The organism is Streptomyces narbonensis, from assembly GCF_014649015.1.
Lineage (GTDB): Bacteria > Actinomycetota > Actinomycetes > Streptomycetales > Streptomycetaceae > Streptomyces > Streptomyces narbonensis.
In genome coordinates this window covers 42,841-58,673 of sequence record NZ_BMSF01000023.1, presented here as the reverse complement: position 1 = coordinate 58,673, position 15,833 = coordinate 42,841, and the positions used below count along the sequence as shown (strand labels likewise).

At 71.0% G+C, this 15,833-nt stretch carries 16 protein-coding genes and 2 pseudogenes; 11 read left to right on the top strand and 7 right to left on the bottom strand.

Going from position 1 to position 15,833, the window contains the following annotated elements:
- Nucleotides 1-8 precede the first annotated feature (8 nt).
- The 4 genes from IE124_RS30935 (at nucleotide 9) to IE124_RS30920 (ending at nucleotide 3,670) form a co-directional block, all read left to right on the top strand.
- On the top strand, nucleotides 9-485 hold the full coding sequence (locus tag IE124_RS30935; protein WP_189512799.1) for a succinate dehydrogenase hydrophobic membrane anchor subunit: 477 nt from the start codon (nucleotides 9-11) through the stop codon (nucleotides 483-485).
- Between the two features lie 25 nt (nucleotides 486-510).
- Nucleotides 511-2,265 (top strand): succinate dehydrogenase flavoprotein subunit, encoded by a 1,755-nt coding sequence (gene sdhA, locus IE124_RS30930; RefSeq protein WP_189512797.1) that lies wholly within the window; start codon nucleotides 511-513, stop codon nucleotides 2,263-2,265.
- Nucleotides 2,265-3,023: a succinate dehydrogenase iron-sulfur subunit gene (locus IE124_RS30925; protein WP_024755306.1), complete on the top strand. Its 759-nt coding sequence runs from the start codon at nucleotides 2,265-2,267 to the stop codon at nucleotides 3,021-3,023. The genes sdhA and IE124_RS30925 overlap by 1 nt, the downstream gene beginning before the upstream one ends.
- A gap of 92 nt (nucleotides 3,024-3,115) precedes the next feature.
- Nucleotides 3,116-3,670, top strand: a complete 555-nt coding sequence (locus IE124_RS30920) for a hypothetical protein (protein WP_189512795.1) — start codon at nucleotides 3,116-3,118, stop codon at nucleotides 3,668-3,670.
- Nucleotides 3,671-3,705: 35 nt separating this feature from the next.
- Here IE124_RS30920 and IE124_RS30915 read toward each other — a convergent pair whose 3' ends face one another.
- Entirely contained in the window at nucleotides 3,706-4,302 is a 597-nt protein-coding gene (locus IE124_RS30915; protein WP_229833051.1) for a MarR family winged helix-turn-helix transcriptional regulator, read from the bottom strand.
- Nucleotides 4,303-4,388: 86 nt separating this feature from the next.
- Here IE124_RS30915 and IE124_RS30910 point away from each other — a divergent pair, with 86 nt between their 5' ends.
- Entirely contained in the window at nucleotides 4,389-5,621 is a 1,233-nt protein-coding gene (locus IE124_RS30910) for an MFS transporter (RefSeq protein WP_189512793.1), read from the top strand.
- Between the two features lie 146 nt (nucleotides 5,622-5,767).
- Here the strand turns inward: IE124_RS30910 and IE124_RS30905 are convergent, their stop codons facing one another.
- On the bottom strand, nucleotides 5,768-6,538 hold the full coding sequence (locus IE124_RS30905; protein WP_189512791.1) for an alpha/beta fold hydrolase: 771 nt from the start codon (nucleotides 6,536-6,538) through the stop codon (nucleotides 5,768-5,770).
- Between the two features lie 127 nt (nucleotides 6,539-6,665).
- Here IE124_RS30905 and IE124_RS30900 point away from each other — a divergent pair, with 127 nt between their 5' ends.
- Genes IE124_RS30900 through IE124_RS30890 form a run of 3 tightly spaced genes read left to right on the top strand, consistent with a single transcriptional unit; the run spans nucleotide 6,666 to nucleotide 8,308 of the window.
- A complete protein-coding gene (locus IE124_RS30900; RefSeq protein WP_189512789.1) occupies nucleotides 6,666-7,100 on the top strand; it encodes a hypothetical protein in 435 nt (144 codons plus the stop codon).
- Nucleotides 7,101-7,110: 10 nt separating this feature from the next.
- Nucleotides 7,111-7,545, top strand: coding sequence for a thiol-disulfide oxidoreductase DCC family protein (locus IE124_RS30895; protein ID WP_189512787.1), 435 nt, complete (start codon nucleotides 7,111-7,113; stop codon nucleotides 7,543-7,545).
- A gap of 10 nt (nucleotides 7,546-7,555) precedes the next feature.
- Nucleotides 7,556-8,308: a TetR/AcrR family transcriptional regulator gene (locus tag IE124_RS30890; protein WP_189512785.1), complete on the top strand. Its 753-nt coding sequence runs from the start codon at nucleotides 7,556-7,558 to the stop codon at nucleotides 8,306-8,308.
- Nucleotides 8,309-8,437: 129 nt separating this feature from the next.
- Here IE124_RS30890 and IE124_RS30885 read toward each other — a convergent pair whose 3' ends face one another.
- The 3 genes from IE124_RS30885 to IE124_RS30875 all read right to left on the bottom strand — a co-directional run bounded on the left by IE124_RS30885 (nucleotide 8,438) and on the right by IE124_RS30875 (nucleotide 11,811).
- Nucleotides 8,438-9,991, bottom strand: coding sequence for an ABC transporter substrate-binding protein (locus tag IE124_RS30885; RefSeq protein WP_189512783.1), 1,554 nt, complete (start codon nucleotides 9,989-9,991; stop codon nucleotides 8,438-8,440).
- Nucleotides 9,992-10,184: 193 nt separating this feature from the next.
- On the bottom strand, nucleotides 10,185-11,510 hold the full coding sequence (locus tag IE124_RS30880; protein WP_189512781.1) for a metallophosphoesterase: 1,326 nt from the start codon (nucleotides 11,508-11,510) through the stop codon (nucleotides 10,185-10,187).
- Nucleotides 11,511-11,556: 46 nt separating this feature from the next.
- The gene (locus IE124_RS30875) at nucleotides 11,557-11,811 is read right to left on the bottom strand and encodes an SCO4848 family membrane protein (RefSeq protein WP_189512779.1); all 255 of its coding nucleotides are present in this window, start codon (nucleotides 11,809-11,811) and stop codon (nucleotides 11,557-11,559) included.
- Between the two features lie 109 nt (nucleotides 11,812-11,920).
- On the opposite strand from IE124_RS30875, the gene IE124_RS30870 reads away from it, so the two are divergent.
- On the top strand, nucleotides 11,921-13,237 hold the full coding sequence (locus IE124_RS30870; protein WP_229833049.1) for a D-alanyl-D-alanine carboxypeptidase family protein: 1,317 nt from the start codon (nucleotides 11,921-11,923) through the stop codon (nucleotides 13,235-13,237).
- Here the strand turns inward: IE124_RS30870 and IE124_RS30865 are convergent.
- A complete protein-coding gene (locus IE124_RS30865) occupies nucleotides 13,128-14,072 on the bottom strand; it encodes a YihY/virulence factor BrkB family protein (RefSeq protein WP_189512776.1) in 945 nt (314 codons plus the stop codon). The two genes, IE124_RS30870 and IE124_RS30865, sit on opposite strands and share 110 nt — an antisense overlap.
- Nucleotides 14,073-14,287: 215 nt before the next feature.
- Between IE124_RS30865 and dprE2 the strand changes: the two are divergent.
- Both dprE2 and IE124_RS36050 read left to right on the top strand, forming a co-directional pair.
- Nucleotides 14,288-14,867, top strand: a pseudogene (gene dprE2, locus IE124_RS30860) (decaprenylphospho-beta-D-erythro-pentofuranosid-2-ulose 2-reductase); the annotation flags it as partial.
- 128 nt (nucleotides 14,868-14,995) lie between these two features.
- Nucleotides 14,996-15,142, top strand: a pseudogene (locus IE124_RS36050) (decaprenylphospho-beta-D-erythro-pentofuranosid-2-ulose 2-reductase); the annotation flags it as partial.
- Nucleotides 15,143-15,171: 29 nt separating this feature from the next.
- On the opposite strand, the gene IE124_RS30855 reads toward IE124_RS36050, so the two are convergent.
- Nucleotides 15,172-15,768, bottom strand: coding sequence for a 2'-5' RNA ligase family protein (locus IE124_RS30855; RefSeq protein WP_189512771.1), 597 nt, complete (start codon nucleotides 15,766-15,768; stop codon nucleotides 15,172-15,174).
- Between the last annotated feature and the right edge of the window lie 65 nt (nucleotides 15,769-15,833).

The following is a 15,833-nucleotide window of genomic DNA, read 5'->3' as shown; positions in this document are numbered from 1 at the left end:
CGCCAGATATGTCCTCTGACACCACCTCCGCCACGATCGGCCCCGTCGAGGGCGCCCAGTACGACGTGGACAACCCCGCGCCGTACATCGAGGCCCCGCGCAAGCGCACCGGCAAGACCCCGCGCGCGACCCGCGGCAACTTCGAGATGGCCGCGTGGCTCTTCATGCGCCTGTCCGGCGTGGTCCTCGTCGTCCTGGTCCTCGGCCACCTGCTGATCCAGCTCTTCCTGGACGGCGGCGTCTCCAAGATCGGCTTCGCCTTCGTGGCCGGCCGCTGGGCGTCCCCGTTCTGGCAGGTCTGGGACCTGCTGATGCTCTGGCTCGCCATGCTGCACGGCGCCAACGGCCTCCGTACCGTCATCAACGACTACGCGGAGCGGGCCAACACGCGCCTGTGGCTCAAGGGCCTGCTGTACACCGCCACGGTGTTCACCATCCTTCTGGGCACGCTGGTGATCTTCACCTTCGACCCGAACATCCGCTAGGCACGGGGCTGAGGTAATCCACGTCATGAAGATCCACAAGTACGACACCGTCATCGTCGGCGCCGGCGGCGCCGGCATGCGCGCCGCCATCGAGGCGACGAAGCGCAGCCGCACCGCCGTGCTGACGAAGCTCTACCCCACCCGCTCCCACACGGGCGCCGCGCAGGGCGGCATGGCCGCCGCGCTGGCGAACGTGGAGGAGGACAACTGGGAGTGGCACACCTTCGACACGGTCAAGGGCGGTGACTACCTGGTCGACCAGGACGCCGCCGAGATCCTGGCGAAGGAGGCCATCGACGCCGTCCTCGACCTGGAGAAGATGGGCCTGCCGTTCAACCGCACCCCGAACGGCACCATCGACCAGCGCCGCTTCGGCGGCCACTCCCGCAACCACGGCGAGGCCCCGGTCCGCCGGTCCTGCTACGCCGCGGACCGCACCGGCCACATGATCCTCCAGACGCTGTACCAGAACTGCGTCAAGGAGGGCGTGGAGTTCTTCAACGAGTTCTACGTCCTGGACCAGCTCATCGTCGAGGTCGACGGTGTGAAGCACTCCGCGGGCGTCGTCGCCTACGAGCTGGCCACCGGCGAGATCCACATCTTCCAGGCCAAGGCCGTCATCTACGCGTCCGGCGGCACCGGCAAGTTCTTCAAGGTGACCTCCAACGCCCACACCCTGACCGGTGACGGCCAGGCCGCGTGCTACCGCCGCGGCCTGCCCCTGGAGGACATGGAGTTCTTCCAGTTCCACCCGACGGGCATCTGGCGCATGGGCATCCTGCTGACGGAGGGCGCCCGTGGTGAGGGCGGCATCCTCCGCAACAAGGACGGCGAGCGCTTCATGGAGAAGTACGCGCCGGTCATGAAGGACCTCGCGTCCCGTGACGTCGTCTCCCGCTCCATCTACACGGAGATCCGCGAGGGCCGTGGCTGCGGTCCCGAGGGCGACCACGTCTACCTGGACCTGACGCACCTCCCGCCGGAGCAGCTCGACGCCAAGCTCCCGGACATCACCGAGTTCGCCCGTACGTACCTCGGCATCGAGCCGTACACGGACCCGATCCCGATCCAGCCCACCGCGCACTACGCCATGGGCGGCATCCCGACGAACGTCGAGGGTGAGGTCCTGAGCGACAACACGACGGTCGTCCCCGGGCTGTACGCCGCCGGCGAGGTCGCCTGCGTGTCGGTGCACGGCGCCAACCGCCTCGGCACCAACTCGCTGCTCGACATCAACGTCTTCGGCAAGCGTTCGGGCATCGCCGCGGCCGAGTACTCCGCCAAGGCCGACTTCGTCGAGCTGCCGGAGGCCCCGGAGTCCCTCGTCATCGCGCAGATCGAGAAGCTGCGCAACTCCACGGGCAGCGAGCGGGTCGCCGACCTGCGCCGCGAGCTCCAGGAGACGATGGACGCCAACGTGATGGTGTTCCGCACGGAGCAGACCATCAAGACGGCCGTCGAGAAGATCGCCGAGCTGCGCGAGCGCTACGAGAACGTGTCCATCCAGGACAAGGGCAAGCGCTTCAACACGGACCTGCTGGAGGCCATCGAGCTGGGCAACCTGCTCGAACTGGCCGAGGTCATGGCCGTCTCGGCCCTCGCGCGCAAGGAGTCCCGCGGCGGTCACTACCGCGAGGACTACCCGAACCGCGACGACGTCAACTTCATGCGCCACACCATGGCGTACCGCGAGGTCGGCGAGGACGGCTCCGAGACCGTCCGTCTCGACTACAAGCCGGTCGTCCAGACCCGCTACCAGCCGATGGAGCGTAAGTACTGATGGCTACCCCCGTACTGGACAAGGTCGAGGCCGAGTCCGCCGCCTCCCCGTACATCACGGTCACGATGCGGATCCGCCGCTTCAACCCGGAGATCTCGGACGCCTCGGTCTGGGAAGACTTCCAGATCGAGATCGACCCGAAGGAGCGCGTCCTCGACGCCCTCCACAAGATCAAGTGGGACGTCGACGGGACGCTGACCTTCCGTCGCTCGTGCGCGCACGGCATCTGCGGCTCGGACGCGATGCGGATCAACGGCAAGAACAGGCTCGCCTGCAAGACGCTGATCAAGGACATCAACCCCGAGAAGCCGATCACGGTCGAGGCCATCAAGGGCCTGACGGTGCTGAAGGACCTTGTCGTCGACATGGAGCCCTTCTTCCAGGCGTACCGGGACGTCATGCCGTTCCTGGTCACCAAGGGCAACGAGCCGACGCGCGAGCGCCTGCAGACCGCCGAGGACCGTGAGCGCTTCGACGACACGACCAAGTGCATCCTGTGCGCCGCGTGCACGTCGTCCTGCCCGGTCTTCTGGAACGACGGTCAGTACTTCGGTCCGGCCGCGATCGTCAACGCGCACCGCTTCATCTTCGACTCGCGCGACGAGGCCGGCGAGCAGCGCCTGGAGATCCTGAACGACAAGGACGGCGTGTGGCGTTGCCGCACGACGTTCAACTGCACCGACGCGTGCCCCCGTGGCATCGAGGTCACCAAGGCCATCCAGGAAGTCAAGCGCGCGCTGATCACGCGTCGCTTCTGACATCTCGTTCGGCTGGAAAAGCCCGCTTCTGTACGCTGCGCGTGCAGGAGCGGGCTTTTTCCGTTGCGGAGCTGTGTGGAGAGCGGGGACTGATGAGCGAGCCGAATCCTTACGCGGACGGGGAGTACCAGTGGGGGCCTGGCCAGGGGCCCGGGACGCCGGCGTACGGGTATCCGCAGGACGCCACGCCGGGGTACGGGTACCCGAAGGACGCGACGCCGGGGCCGGGGGCGTACCAGGCGCCGGTCTACCAGCCGACCCTGCCGGGCGGGGTGGCCGTGCCGCCGCAGTACCCGACGGGCGGGGCGCCGTCGTTCGCCATCGGGGACATCAGCGTGGTCGGTGACCAGATCCTCACCCCGGCCGGGCCGATGCCGCTGCGGGGCGCGGTGTGGAACGCGATGGACCTGTCGCGCACCGAGGAGAAGATCTCGACGGTCGGCATCGTGCTGGCCTGTCTCTTCGTCGCGGCCTGCGGCCTCGGGCTGCTGTTCCTGCTGATGAAGGAGCAGCAGACGACGGGCTTCGTGCAGATCACGGTGAACAGCGGCGGCAAGCACCACTCGACGATGATTCCGGCGGTGCGGCCCGACACCATCCACTGGGCGATGGCCCAGGTCAACTACGCGCGCTCGCTGAGCATCTGACACCGCGCCGGAGACAGCGCCGGGAGCGGGGCCGCTCAGTCCCAGTGGCGGGCGTTCTCCACGCTCTCGGCCTCGACCATGATCCGGCGCAGCAGGTCGTTGAGCAGGTTCCGCTCCTCGGGCGAGAGGACGCCGAGGATCCGGTACTCCTCGTGGCCGAGGACGTCCATCGCGCCGAGCCAGGTCTGACGGCCGGTGCCGGTGAGCTCGACGACGACCCGGCGCCGGTCGGTCGTGGACTGGGTGCGGCGGACGAATCCGCGCTTCTCCAGGGCGTCGAGGCGGCCGGAGACGGAGGCGGGGGCGAGGTCGAGGTCCTGGGCGAGCTCGGAGGGCGCGGCGCTGCCGCCGCGGCCGGCGAGCTTGTGGAGGGTGTCGAACTCGTGGCGTTCCAGGTCGAAGTCGACGAGTGACTGCTCCCTGACCCGGCGGAGGTGGACGGAGAGCTTCTTCATGCGGGTGACGGCGCCCTCGACGACGGGGTCGAGGCCCGGCAGGACGGGCTGCCAGCGGGCGACGTGCCCGTCGGTCCAGTCACTGGGCCGCCGGGGTTCGCGGGGTTCGCCCGGCCCGCCGGATTCACCAGGTTCGCCTGGTTCGCCCGGGGCACGCGGTTCGTGGGGGAGCGCCATGAGCTGATCGTACGTCGAGAGCCGGCCGCACCCCCGAGAAAGTATTTCGTTGACGAATTATTCGGAACCGAAATACTCTGCGATCCATGCCTGCCGCTCCCCCGCGCGCCGCCGCGCCCGCGACCGTCCCCCACCCCCTGCGCACCCGCTCCTTCCGCCTCCTCTTCACCGGCCGCGCCCTCTCCCTCCTCGGCGACGCGGCGATCCCGGCCGCCCTCGCCCTCGCCGTCCTGGAGGCCACCGGATCCACCTCGGCGCTCGCCCTCGTCCTCGGCTGCGCCATGGTCCCCCGGCTGCTCCTGCTGCCCCTGGGAGGCGTCGTCGGCGACCGCTTCGACGCCCGTACGGTCGCGCTCGTCACCGACCTCGTACGCTGCGCCACACAGCTCCTGGTCGGCATCCAGCTGCTCGGCGGCGCCCCGAGCCTCGCCGTCCTCGCGGTCGCCGAGGCGCTCGGCGGTGCGGCCGGGGCCTTCGCGATGCCGACCGGCTCGCCGCTGGTGAAGGGGACCGTCGCGCCCGAGGCGCTGCACCGCGCCAACGCCGCGATGGGGATCGCCCGCAGCGCCAGCCGGCTCGGCGGACCCGCGCTCGCCGGCACCCTCGTCCTGACCGTCGGGCCGGGCTGGGCCTTCGTCCTGGACGCCGCCACCTTCGCCCTCAGCGCACTGCTCCTGACGGCCGTTCGGGTGAAGCGGGTGCCGATCCCGCGCCGCTCGCTCCGCGCCGACCTCGCGGAGGGCTGGCAAGAGGTCCGCTCCCGGGACTGGTACTGGGCCAGCCTCATCGGCCACAGCGCCTGGAACGGCGCCGCCGCCGTCCTGATGACCCTCGGGCCCGCCGTCGCCGTGCAGCACCTCGGCGGCGGCACCACCTGGGTCGTCCTGCTCCAGGTCGGCGCCGTCGGCTTCCTCCTCGGGGCGCTGCTGGCCGGCCGGGCCCGCCCCCGGCGCCCGGTCCTGACGGCGAACCTCGGGCTCGCCACGTACGCGCTCCCGCTGGTCCTGCTCGCCGTGGCCGCGCCCGCGCCGCTGACGATCGCGGCCTACGGGCTCGCGCAGGCGGGACTCGGCTTCCTCTCGCCCGTGTGGGACACCGCCGTCCAGCGGGCGATACCCGAGCACGCGCTCGCCCGGGTCACCTCGTACGACTGGCTGGTCTCGCTCGCGGCGATGCCGCTGGGCTACGCCCTGGCCCCGCTCGCCGCCTCGGCCTGGGGCCCCGAGGTACCGCTGCTCGCCGCCGCGGTGATCGTCGGGGGCTGCTGCCTCGGCACGGCGCTCGTGCCCGGGGTACGAGGGTTCCGGGCGGAGGACTGAGACCGGGCGCCTCGTCGGTGCGTCCGCAACCGCACGGCGCTCAAGGGGCCGAGAGGGCCCGCGAGGGACCGGCCGACCGCTCAGGGGGCTGACACGGGTGCGGGCCCGCACCGTGGGGCGCGGGCCCGTCCGTCGGGTGTGACGTTCTACGAAGCCGTGGTCCGGGCGAGGAAGTCGGTGAGGAGGCGCGCGGTCTCGTCCGGGCGCTCCAGGGCGGGGAGGTGGCCCGCCCAGTCCAGGTCGACGCGGCGAGCGTCGGGCAGGATCCGGGTCAGCTCGTCGGCGACCGCCCGGAAGTCGGGCACGTCGTGGCCGCCGGCGACGACGAGCGCGGGGGCCTTGATCCCGGCGAGGTCGTCCGCGGTGATCCCGGTCCGGACCGGCGAGAACTCGTCGGGGACAGCCAGCTGGACCTCGAAGGCGCGCCGCTGCATCTCCCGTACGAGCGCGCGGGCGGCCTCGTCGGCCTCGGGGCCGAGCCAGGTGTCGACGTTGAGCTCGACGGCGCCGTCGAGGTCCCCCGCCTCCAGCAGCTCGTCCTCGCGGCCGCCCCAGGCCCGCAGCTCGTCGCTGGGCGCGAAGCCGGGCATGCCGGAACAGAGCAGGGCGAGGGCGGAGACGCGTCCGGGGTGGCGGACGGCGAGTTCGAGGGCGACCTGGCCGCCGAAGGAGGAGCCGACGACGGCGGCGGCGTCCACGCCGAGGTGGTCGAGAAGGTCCCTGACGTCGTCGGCGTGGGTGTGCGCGGCGTCGACGGGGGTCTCGCCGAAGCCGCGGAGGTCGCAGCGGACGACACGGTGGCCCGCCTCGGCGAGCGCGGAGAACTGCACGTCCCACATTCGGCGGTCACAGACCCCGGAGTGCAGCAGGACGACGGTCGAGGGGCCATTACCGGCCAGGTCATGAGAGAGCGTCACCCGCCAGACCCTAGGGGGTGGCACGGGTGGGGTCCACCACGTTTCCCGACAGCAGCTTGAACACGTTCAAAGAGAGGTCTACAGTCATGCCCGTCAGCTTTTGAACGCGTTCAAGGGAGCGTGGGGCATGGACCTCACTGTCGTCGCGTATGTCGCCTACCTGCTGATCAGCGTGGCCCTGACCATCTGGGTCGCCCGCACGCTCAGCCGTAACGGAAAGATCTTCCTCGCCGACGTCCTGCACGGGAACGAGAAGCTCGCGGACGCCGTCAACCACCTCCTCGTGGTCGGCTTCTACCTCGTCAACTTCGGCTTCGTCGCCCTCTATCTGAGCCAGGACGAGGCCGTCGTCGACACCCGCGCGCTCTTCGAGGCCCTCTCGGTCAAGCTCGGAGTGGTCCTGCTGGTCCTCGGCGTGATGCACCTCGGCAACGTCTACGTCCTCAACAAGATCCGCCGCCGGGGCGTGATGGAGCGCGAGCAGGTGCCGCCGGTCCGTCCGCAGGGCTGGACCGCGGCCCCCCAGGCCGGTCCGTGGGCCCCGCCGGCCCCCCAGCGCTGACCGCCGGGCCATGCCGACCCCCGTGGGACGCCTGACCGTCCTGTACGACGCCGACTGCCCGCTCTGCGTGCACCTCAGGCACTGGCTGCTGCGGCAACGGCAGCTCGTCCCGCTCGACCTCGTACCGGCCGGATCGCACGAGGCCAGGCGCCGCTTCCCCGACCTCGACCACTCCGCCACCCTGCGGGAGATCACCGTGGTCGGGGACCGGGGCCAGGTCTACCGGGAGACGAACGCCTGGATCGTCTGCCTCTGGGCACTCGCCGACCACCGGGCCAAGGCCCACTGGCTGGCCACCCCCGCCGGACAGCCCTTCGCCCGGGTGACCGTCCTGGCCGCCGCCAAGTGGCGCGAGGCCCTCAAGGGCCCGGACCGGGAAGGCGGGCACGCCGAGGGCGGGCACTGCGAGGGCGGGCACTGCGAAGTGCCCGATCCGCCCGACTAGGCTCAGTCCCGTGACGCAAGAGAAGAAGGCCGACGAGAAGAAGGCCCCGAAGAGCGAGCAGACCCGCACGCTCATCCTCGAAACCGCGCTCCGGCTGTTCAAGGAGCGCGGTTACGACAAGACGACGATGCGGGCCATCGCCCAGGAGGCCGGAGTCTCCGTCGGCAACGCGTACTACTACTTCTCGTCCAAGGAGCACCTCGTCCAGGGCTTCTACGACCGGATCGCCGAGGAGCACCAGGCCGCGGTCGAGCCGATCCTGAACGGCCCCGAGAAGGACCTCAACACCCGGATCAGGGGCGTCTACCTCGGCTGGCTGGACATCGCCGAGCCGTACCACGAGTTCGCCTCGCAGTTCTTCAAGAACGCCGCCGACCCCGACAGCCCGCTCAGCCCCTTCTCACCGGAGTCGGAGGGCCCGCGCGAGGCGGCGATCGAGGTCCACCGGCGGGTCATCTCCGGCGCCTCGGTGAAGGTCGACCCGGAACTCAGGGAAGCCCTCCCGCAGTTGCTGTGGCTCCAGCAGATGGGCCTCGTGCTGTTCTGGGTGTACGACCGCTCGGAGGGCGCCGCGAACAGCAGGCGGCTCGTCGAGCGGCTCGCGCCGGTCACGGCCCGGGCCATCTCGCTCTCCCGCTTCCGGATCCTCCGGCCGCTCGTGAAGGAGACGCACGAGCTGCTCTCCGACTTCATGCCGACGGCGGCCGGGATGGCGGCCTCGGGCAAGCCCAAGCGGGCCACCGCGAAGCCGCCGACCGCCTGACCCGTGGACCTCAGGGCCTGCGACCTGAGGTCGCAGGCCCTCAGGTCGCAGGCCTTCAGCTCGCAGGCCCTCAGGTCGCAGGCCTTCAGCTCGCAGGCCTTCAGGTCGCAGTCCTTCAACCCGCCGGGCTCAGATCCAGTCGAGCTCCCACAGCCGCCAGATGCCCGTGCCGTCCGTCAGGTACTGCGAGCCGTCCACGGCCTCCTCGGCGAGGACGTAGTCCCGCTTCTGCCACAGCGGGACGAGCGGGACGTCCTCGGCGACCTCGTCCTGGATCGCCTTGAAGTCGGTGGCCGCCTGGGAGCGGTCGCTGTACTGCTGCGTCGAGGCGATCAGGGCGTCGATCCGCCTGCTGGAGAAGCCGTTGTGCAGGGTGTTCCCGGTGCCGACGAGCGGCGCGGTGAAGCTGTCGGAGTCGGGGAAGTCGGGGAGCCAGCCGACGGTGTACGCGTCGTAGGTGCCCTTCGCGTACTCCTTCTGGAACTCGGTCCACTTGACCTCGACGGCCTCGACCTCGAAGAGGCCGGTGGCCTCCAGCTGCCGCTTGATCTCGGCGGTCTCGGCGCCGTAGGTGGCGTCAGCGCGGTAGCCGAAGGTGAACTTCACCGGGGTCGCGACGCCGGCGTCCTTCAGGAGCTTCTTCGCCTTCTTCGCGCTCGGCATGGGGTCGGCGTCGAAGAAGGCCGTGCTGTGCCCCACGAAGCCCTGCGGGATGAGGGAGTAGAGCGGCTCGACGGTGTCCTTGTAGGCGCCGGTGGTGATCGCCGGACGGTCGAGGACGGCGGCGACGGCCTGGCGCACTGCCTTGTCGGCCAGCGGCCTGCCGGGCCGGACGTTGAAGTTGAGGTTGCGGATCTCGGCGCTCTCCGCCTCGGTGACGCGCGTCCCGTCCTTGACGTCCAGCGTCGAGATGAAATCCGGCGGGAGCTGCCGGTGCGTCACCTGCACGTCCTTCGCCTTCCAGGCGTCGGCGAGCTCCGCGGACTGGCCGTAGTACTTCACGACGACCGGGCCGCCGGTCCTGGTGATCGCACCCTTGTACTTCGGGTTGGGCTCCAGGCGGGCGGACTCGCCCTCCTTGTACTCCTTGAGGACGTACGGCCCCGATCCGTCGACCCCGAAGCCCGTACGCAGCTTGTCGGCCGGGTACTGGTCCTTGTCGACGATCGAGCCGGCGCCCGTGGCCACCTTCAGCGGGAAGGTCGCGTCCCGGCCACTCAGGTGGAAGGTGACCTTGCGGTCCTGCGACGTGATGCTCTTCAGGGTCGGGAAGAGGGCCTTCGGGCCGACGTCCGTCTTGATCCGCAGCATCCGCTCGAAGGAGTACTTGACGTCCTCGGCGGTCACCTTGCGCCCGTTGGCGAAGGAGAGGTCGTCACGGAGCGTGCACTGGTACGTGGTGAGCCTGCTGCCCACGAACTTGCAGCTCTCCGCCGCGTCCGGAACCGGCGTCGTGAACCCCGGCTTGAACGTCATCAGCGACTGGAAGATGTTGCTGTACATGGCCCAGGAACCGGCGTCGTACGCACCGGCCGGGTCGAGTGAAGTGATCGCGTCGGTGGTACCGACGCTGATGGGATCTGTCCGGCCTTCGTCGGAGGGCAGGAGTTGCCAGCCCCCGACTCCGGCCGCCACCAGTACTCCACACATGATGAGGATCCGCAGACGGACCGTCGACCGCATTGCCGTGCTTCCTTTTTTCGTACCACCCCTGGCACGACGCCCCCCGAAAACGCCGCATTTGCCGACAGCCAATCACACGACCTTCACATGGGGAAGAGGAAACTTTCACACAGCAGGTATATGTCCGGGATATGAGAATTTAAGTCGATGAGCAGCACGTATCACTCTCTGCGCACGGAGTCACGTCTTCCGATTACGCCTGTTTCGAGGCGAGTTCGACGATCGTGATGTCGGAGGGCGCGCCGACCCGGACCGGGGGCCCCCAGGCGCCCGCGCCGCGCGAGACGTAGAGCTGGGTGTCGCCGTACCGTTCGAGCCCGGCGACGGTCGGATTGGCCAGGTCCGCGAGGTACTCGCCCGGCCAGAGCTGGCCGCCGTGGGTGTGGCCGGAGAGCTGGAGGTCGACGCCGTAGCGCACGGCGTCGTGGATGACGATCGGCTGGTGCGCGAGGAGCACGGCGGCACGGGCCCGGTCGCGGTCGCCGAGGGCCCGGCCGAAGTCGGGGCCCTGCCCCTCGCTCTCCCCCGCGACGTCGTCGACGCCCGCGAGGTCGAAGCCGGCCGCGATCTCCACCCGCTCGTTGCGCAGCGGGCGCAGGCCGAGCTCGCGTACGTGGTCGACCCAGGCGTCGGCGCCCGAGAAGTACTCGTGGTTGCCCGTCACGAAGAAGGAGCCGTGGCGGGCGCGGAGCCGGGCGAGCGGCTCGGCGGCGGAGCCGAGGTTCTCGACGGTGCCGTCGACGAGGTCGCCGACGATCGCGATCAGGTCGGGCTGGGTGGAGTTGATCGTGTCCACGATCCGCCGGCTGTGGGCCCGGCCCAGGATCGGCCCGAGGTGGATGTCGGACACGACGGCGATCCGGTACCCGTGCGCGGCGCGCGGCACCTTGGCGAGCGGCACGGTGACCCGCTTGACCCGGGGCCCGCGCAGCACGCCGTACGTGCCGTACCCGACGGTCCCGAGAGCCACGGCCGCGGCGGACCCGCCGACGACCCGCGAGACGAAGAGCCGCCGGGAGACGTCGGCGGGGGGCACGGACCCGGACTCCGCGGGAGCCGCGGGCGCGGCCGTCTCGGGCTCCGCCACGGCCACGGCCACGGGCTCGACGGCCTGGGCCGGCGCCGCGGGGGCGGGCTCGACGACCGGCGCCGCGGGGGCGGGCTCGACGACCGGGGCCGGCGCGGGGGCGGCCTTCGCGTCGCGCCGGGCGAGCCGGGCGCGCAGGACGGGCCGCACGGCCTCGCCGACGACCAGGGCCAGGGTCACGTACAGGAGCAGCGCGAGCCACAGGAACCCGGGCCAGGCGACGACCTGCTGGAACCAGAAGGGCGCGCCGGCACGCGAGGAGGTCAGGGCCGCGAGCGAGAGCAGCGGCAGCGCGACGACGACGGCCGTCCCCACCCGGCGCGCCACCCCGCCGGGCACGGTCACGTCACGGACGAGCCGCCGCCACACGTACCAGTGCACCCCGCCGAGCAGGGCGAGCACCACGACCAGAACCAACAGGAAGGCGACCACGCCCCGAACCCCTCTTTCTCGTTTCGCGGCCCGGGGCCGGACAGGTCTAGGAGCTGTGACCGGTATCGCGGCGCGCGGAACGCACACCACGCAACCCGAGCCCACCGATCACCGTCCCCAAGACAAAGGACGTGACGGCGAGCAGCAGGTGAACCCAGAAGTAGGCCGTCGGGTCGCCCGCGTCGTCGAAGGCGAGGCCGCTCCCGTCGTTCCAGAGGTTCTTGACGAAGGTGATCCAGATGAACCAGCTCCACACCCCGAACGCGAGCAGGAACCAGGAGACGCGACGGCTGAGCTTCATGGCCCCAGTATCACCGTCCGCCTCCGAGGGCCCGCGTCCGGGTGGACGAGCTCGGTCGAACCGCCCGGTGGGGTTCGGATATGTGTTCCGTACCTGTACGTTCTCGACCGTGTCTGCTTCGAAGAGGACCGCTTGGGCGGTCGCTGCTGCCGTACTCCTGCCGCTCGTCGTCGCCGTGCCCTCGGCCCACGCGGACGAAGGGAAGGACGCGAAGGACAAGCAGCCCAAGCCGCCCGCCACCATGTCCGCGGTCGGCGGCGCGCTGCTCGGGAAGCCCGGCACGCAGGCTCAGCTGCTGCCCGGTGCGCCCGTGCTGCCCAAGGAGCTGTCCGCGCGGTCCTGGATCGTCGCGGACGCGGAGAGCGGTGACGTCCTCGCCGCGCACAACGCGCACTGGCGGCTCGCCCCGGCGTCGACGCTCAAGATGCTCTTCGCGGACACCGTGCTGCCGAAGTTCGAGAGGACCAAGAACCACCTGGTCACCACCCAGGACCTGGCCGGGATGGGCTCCGGCTCCAGCCTGGTCGGCATCAAGGAGAAGCAGACCTACAGCGTCCACGACCTGTGGCTCGGCGTCTTCCTCCGCTCCGGCAACGACGCCGTCCACGTCCTGTCGGCCATGAACGGCGGCATCCCGCAGACCGTGAAGGACATGAACGAGCACGCGGCCGAGCTCCAGGCGCTCGACACCCACGTGGTCTCCCCGGACGGCTACGACGCCCCGGGCCAGGTCTCGTCCGCGTACGACCTCACGCTCATCGCCCGCAACGGCATGCAGAAGCCGGACTTCCGGGAGTACGCCGCCACGTCCCGCGCCGCCTTCCCCGGCGAGCTGAAGCCGGGCAAGAAGCGCGAGACCTTCGAGATCCAGAACACCAACCGGCTCCTCACCGGCGACTTCGGCGTCGCCCCCTACCAGGGGATCGCCGGCGTGAAGAACGGCAACACCACGCACGCGGGATCCACCTTCACCGGTGTCGCGGAGCGGGGCGGGAAGGTGCTGCTCGTCACCGTCATGAACCCCTCCTCGAAGGAGCAGCACGCGGTCTACAAGGAGACCGCCCGGCTGCTCGACTGGGGCTTCGCGGCAGCCGGGAAGGTGACCCCGGTGGGCGAGCTCGTGCCGCCCACGTCGGCCCGTACGGACACGGAGCCCGGATCGGGCGGGGGTACCGCGCCCGCGCCCGGGAAGGAGGCTCCCGGCGCCTCGGCCTCGGCCACCGCCGCCGCCGGTGAGGAGAAGTCCGGCGGGGTGGGGATCGCTCTGAGCGTCGCGGGCGGGGTGCTCGTCCTGCTCGCCGGCGCCGTCTTCCTGGTCAACCGTCGCTGGCCGCTGGCCGGTTCGGGCTCGCGTCGGCAGCGCTCGCGGGAGGCCCGGGCTCCTCGGGAGTCCCCGACTCCGCAGGATCCCGACGTGAACCCGTAGCCGTCCAGGCCGCGCAGAACAGCAGGAGCTTCGCGGTGAAGTTGATCCACAGCATCAGGGCGATCGGCGTGCCGAACGCCCCGTACATCGACTTCCCCGCGACGTCCCTCATGTAGCCGCCGAGCAGCAGCTTGAGCAGTTCGAAGCCGACCGCGCCGATGACCGCCGCCACCACGAGGCGGCGCCGGGGCGGTGTGACGCCGGGCAGCAGGGTCAGCAGGTAGAGCAGGATCAGGAAGTCGGCGACGGCGGCGACGAGGACGGCGGCGGCCTGGAGCAGGTAGCCGCCCGCCCCCTCGCCGGAGATCCCGGCCCGCTCGGCGGTCCAGCCGACGGCGGTGGAACCGAGCCAGGAAGCGGCGAGGGAGCAGACCGCGACGCCGCCGAGGCCGAGGAGCACGAGCGCGTCCTTGCCCTTGCGGACGAGCGGGTTGCCCTCGTCGATGCTGTCGAGCGCCCACACGGCGCGCAGGCAGTCCCGCATGGCGCCGATCCAGCTGATGCCGGTGAGGAGCAGCAGGGCGCCCGCGATGAGTCCGACGGTGCCGGCGTTGGCGACGAGCCCGTCGATGTCGAGCTGATCGGAGATGCCGGGCACCTGGTCGGCGACCTTCTCCTCGATCCGGTCGAGCTGCTTCTGGGAGAGGAGCGCGGCGCCGATCGCGGCGGCGACGGTGATCAGTGGGAAGAGGGCGAGGAAGGAGAGGAAGGTGATGGCGGCGGCGAGCCTGGTCCAGTGGACCAGGTCGAGGGTCTCGTACGAGCGCCAGGCGTGGGTCCGCATGAGGCGGATGGCCGCGGGGCCGATGACGGGGAGCTTGGTCAGCCAGTCCATGTCGTACGCGTACCCCTTGATCCGTTGGCCACGGGAGGGACCCGCCGCCCGGATACGAGAATCCCCCGGCGGAACGCGCGCGGCGGTGACCGACATCCCGGAGGGGACCGACATCCCGGAGGGGAGAGCGGCAATACCGGCATAAGCGACAGGTGCGGCTATACGGTCACCCTGATGGCTGTCGAGACCCACCGCCCTCTGAGGAGTACCCCACGATGAAGGACGCCTTCGGCACCCCGCAGTCCCTGCTCGTCCTCGGCGGCACCTCCGCGATCGGGCTCGCCACCGCGCGCCGGATGATCACCCGCGGCGTCCGCACGGTCTGGCTGGCCGGCCGCCCCTCCCCCGCGCTCACCGCCGCCGCGGACTCGCTGCGCGCGCTCGGCACGGACGTGCACACCGTCCCCTTCGACGCGCTCGACACCGAGTCGCACGAGGAGCGGCTCGGCAAGATCTTCACGGAGGGGCCCGTCGACGTGGTCCTGCTCGCCTTCGGGGTCCTGGGCGACCAGGCGCACGACGAGTCCGACCCCGTCGCCGCCGTCCGCGTCGCACAGACCAACTACACGGGCGCCGTCTCGGCCGGTCTGGTGTGCGCGGGCGCGCTCCAGGCGCAGGGGCACGGCTCGCTGGTGGTGCTGTCCTCGGTGGCGGGCGAGCGGGCCCGGCGCGTCGACTTCATCTACGGGTCGTCGAAGGCGGGTCTCGACGTCTTCACCCAGGGCCTCGGGGACGCGCTGTACGGCACGGGTGTGCATGTCATGGTCGTCCGGCCCGGATCCGTGCGGTCCGGGTCCGTCCGGCCCGGGTCCGTCCGGCCCGGGTCCGTGCGGTCCGGGTCCGTGCGGTCCGCGGCCGAAGGGCCCGGGGCCGCCGCCGGTAGCTCCGGCTCCGGGCGGTCGGGCGCCCGGCGGTCCGGCTTCGTGACGACTCCCGAGGAGGTCGCGACCGCGATCGAGCTGGGGCTTCGGCGCCGCTCGGAGACGGTGTGGGTGCCGGGGGCGCTGCGGATGGTGATGGCGGCGGTACGGCACCTGCCGAGGCCGCTCTTCCGCCTCCTGCCCGTGTGAACGAGCGGCGGGAGCGGGAGCGGGGAGGGTCAGCCGGCGGGGGTGGCGGACGGCGTGTCGACGGGGCTGCCGCCCTGCGTCGGGACGGCCGAGATCGGGCGGCCGCTCCCGAACTCGTAGTCGTACAGCTTCCGCCACACGCCGTCCGGGCCCTGCTCGTACAGCGCGAACGAGCGGCACGTCCAGGCCGCCTCGTACCCGGCGAGCTCCTCGAACGCCCGGTCCATCCCCTCCTCGGAGATGGCGTGCGCCACGGTGACGTGCGGGTGGTACGGGAACTGGAGCTCGCGCGCGAGCGGTCCCGCCTCGTCCCGGATCTGGTGCTGGAGCCGGTTGCAGAGGGGCACGCCCTCGGCGAGCTTGACGAAGACGACCGGGGAGAGCGGGCGGAACGTCCCCGTGCCCCGCAGGCGGACGGGGAACGGCTGGTATCCGGCGGCGACCCCGGCGAGGTGCGCCTCGATCTCCGGGAGCCGCTCCTCCGCGACCTCGGTCGGCGGGACGAGGGTGACGTGCGTGGGGATGCCGTGCGCGGCGGGATCCCCGAAGCCAGCGCGCCGCTCCTGGAGCAGGCTGCCGTAGGGCTCCGGGACCGCGATCGAAACGCCGAGCGTTACGGTCCCCACGTCGTTCTCCTCCGTCGTCCGTCGAGTCGTGTGCTTGTGGTGGTGCAGCCGCCAGTGTGCGTCCT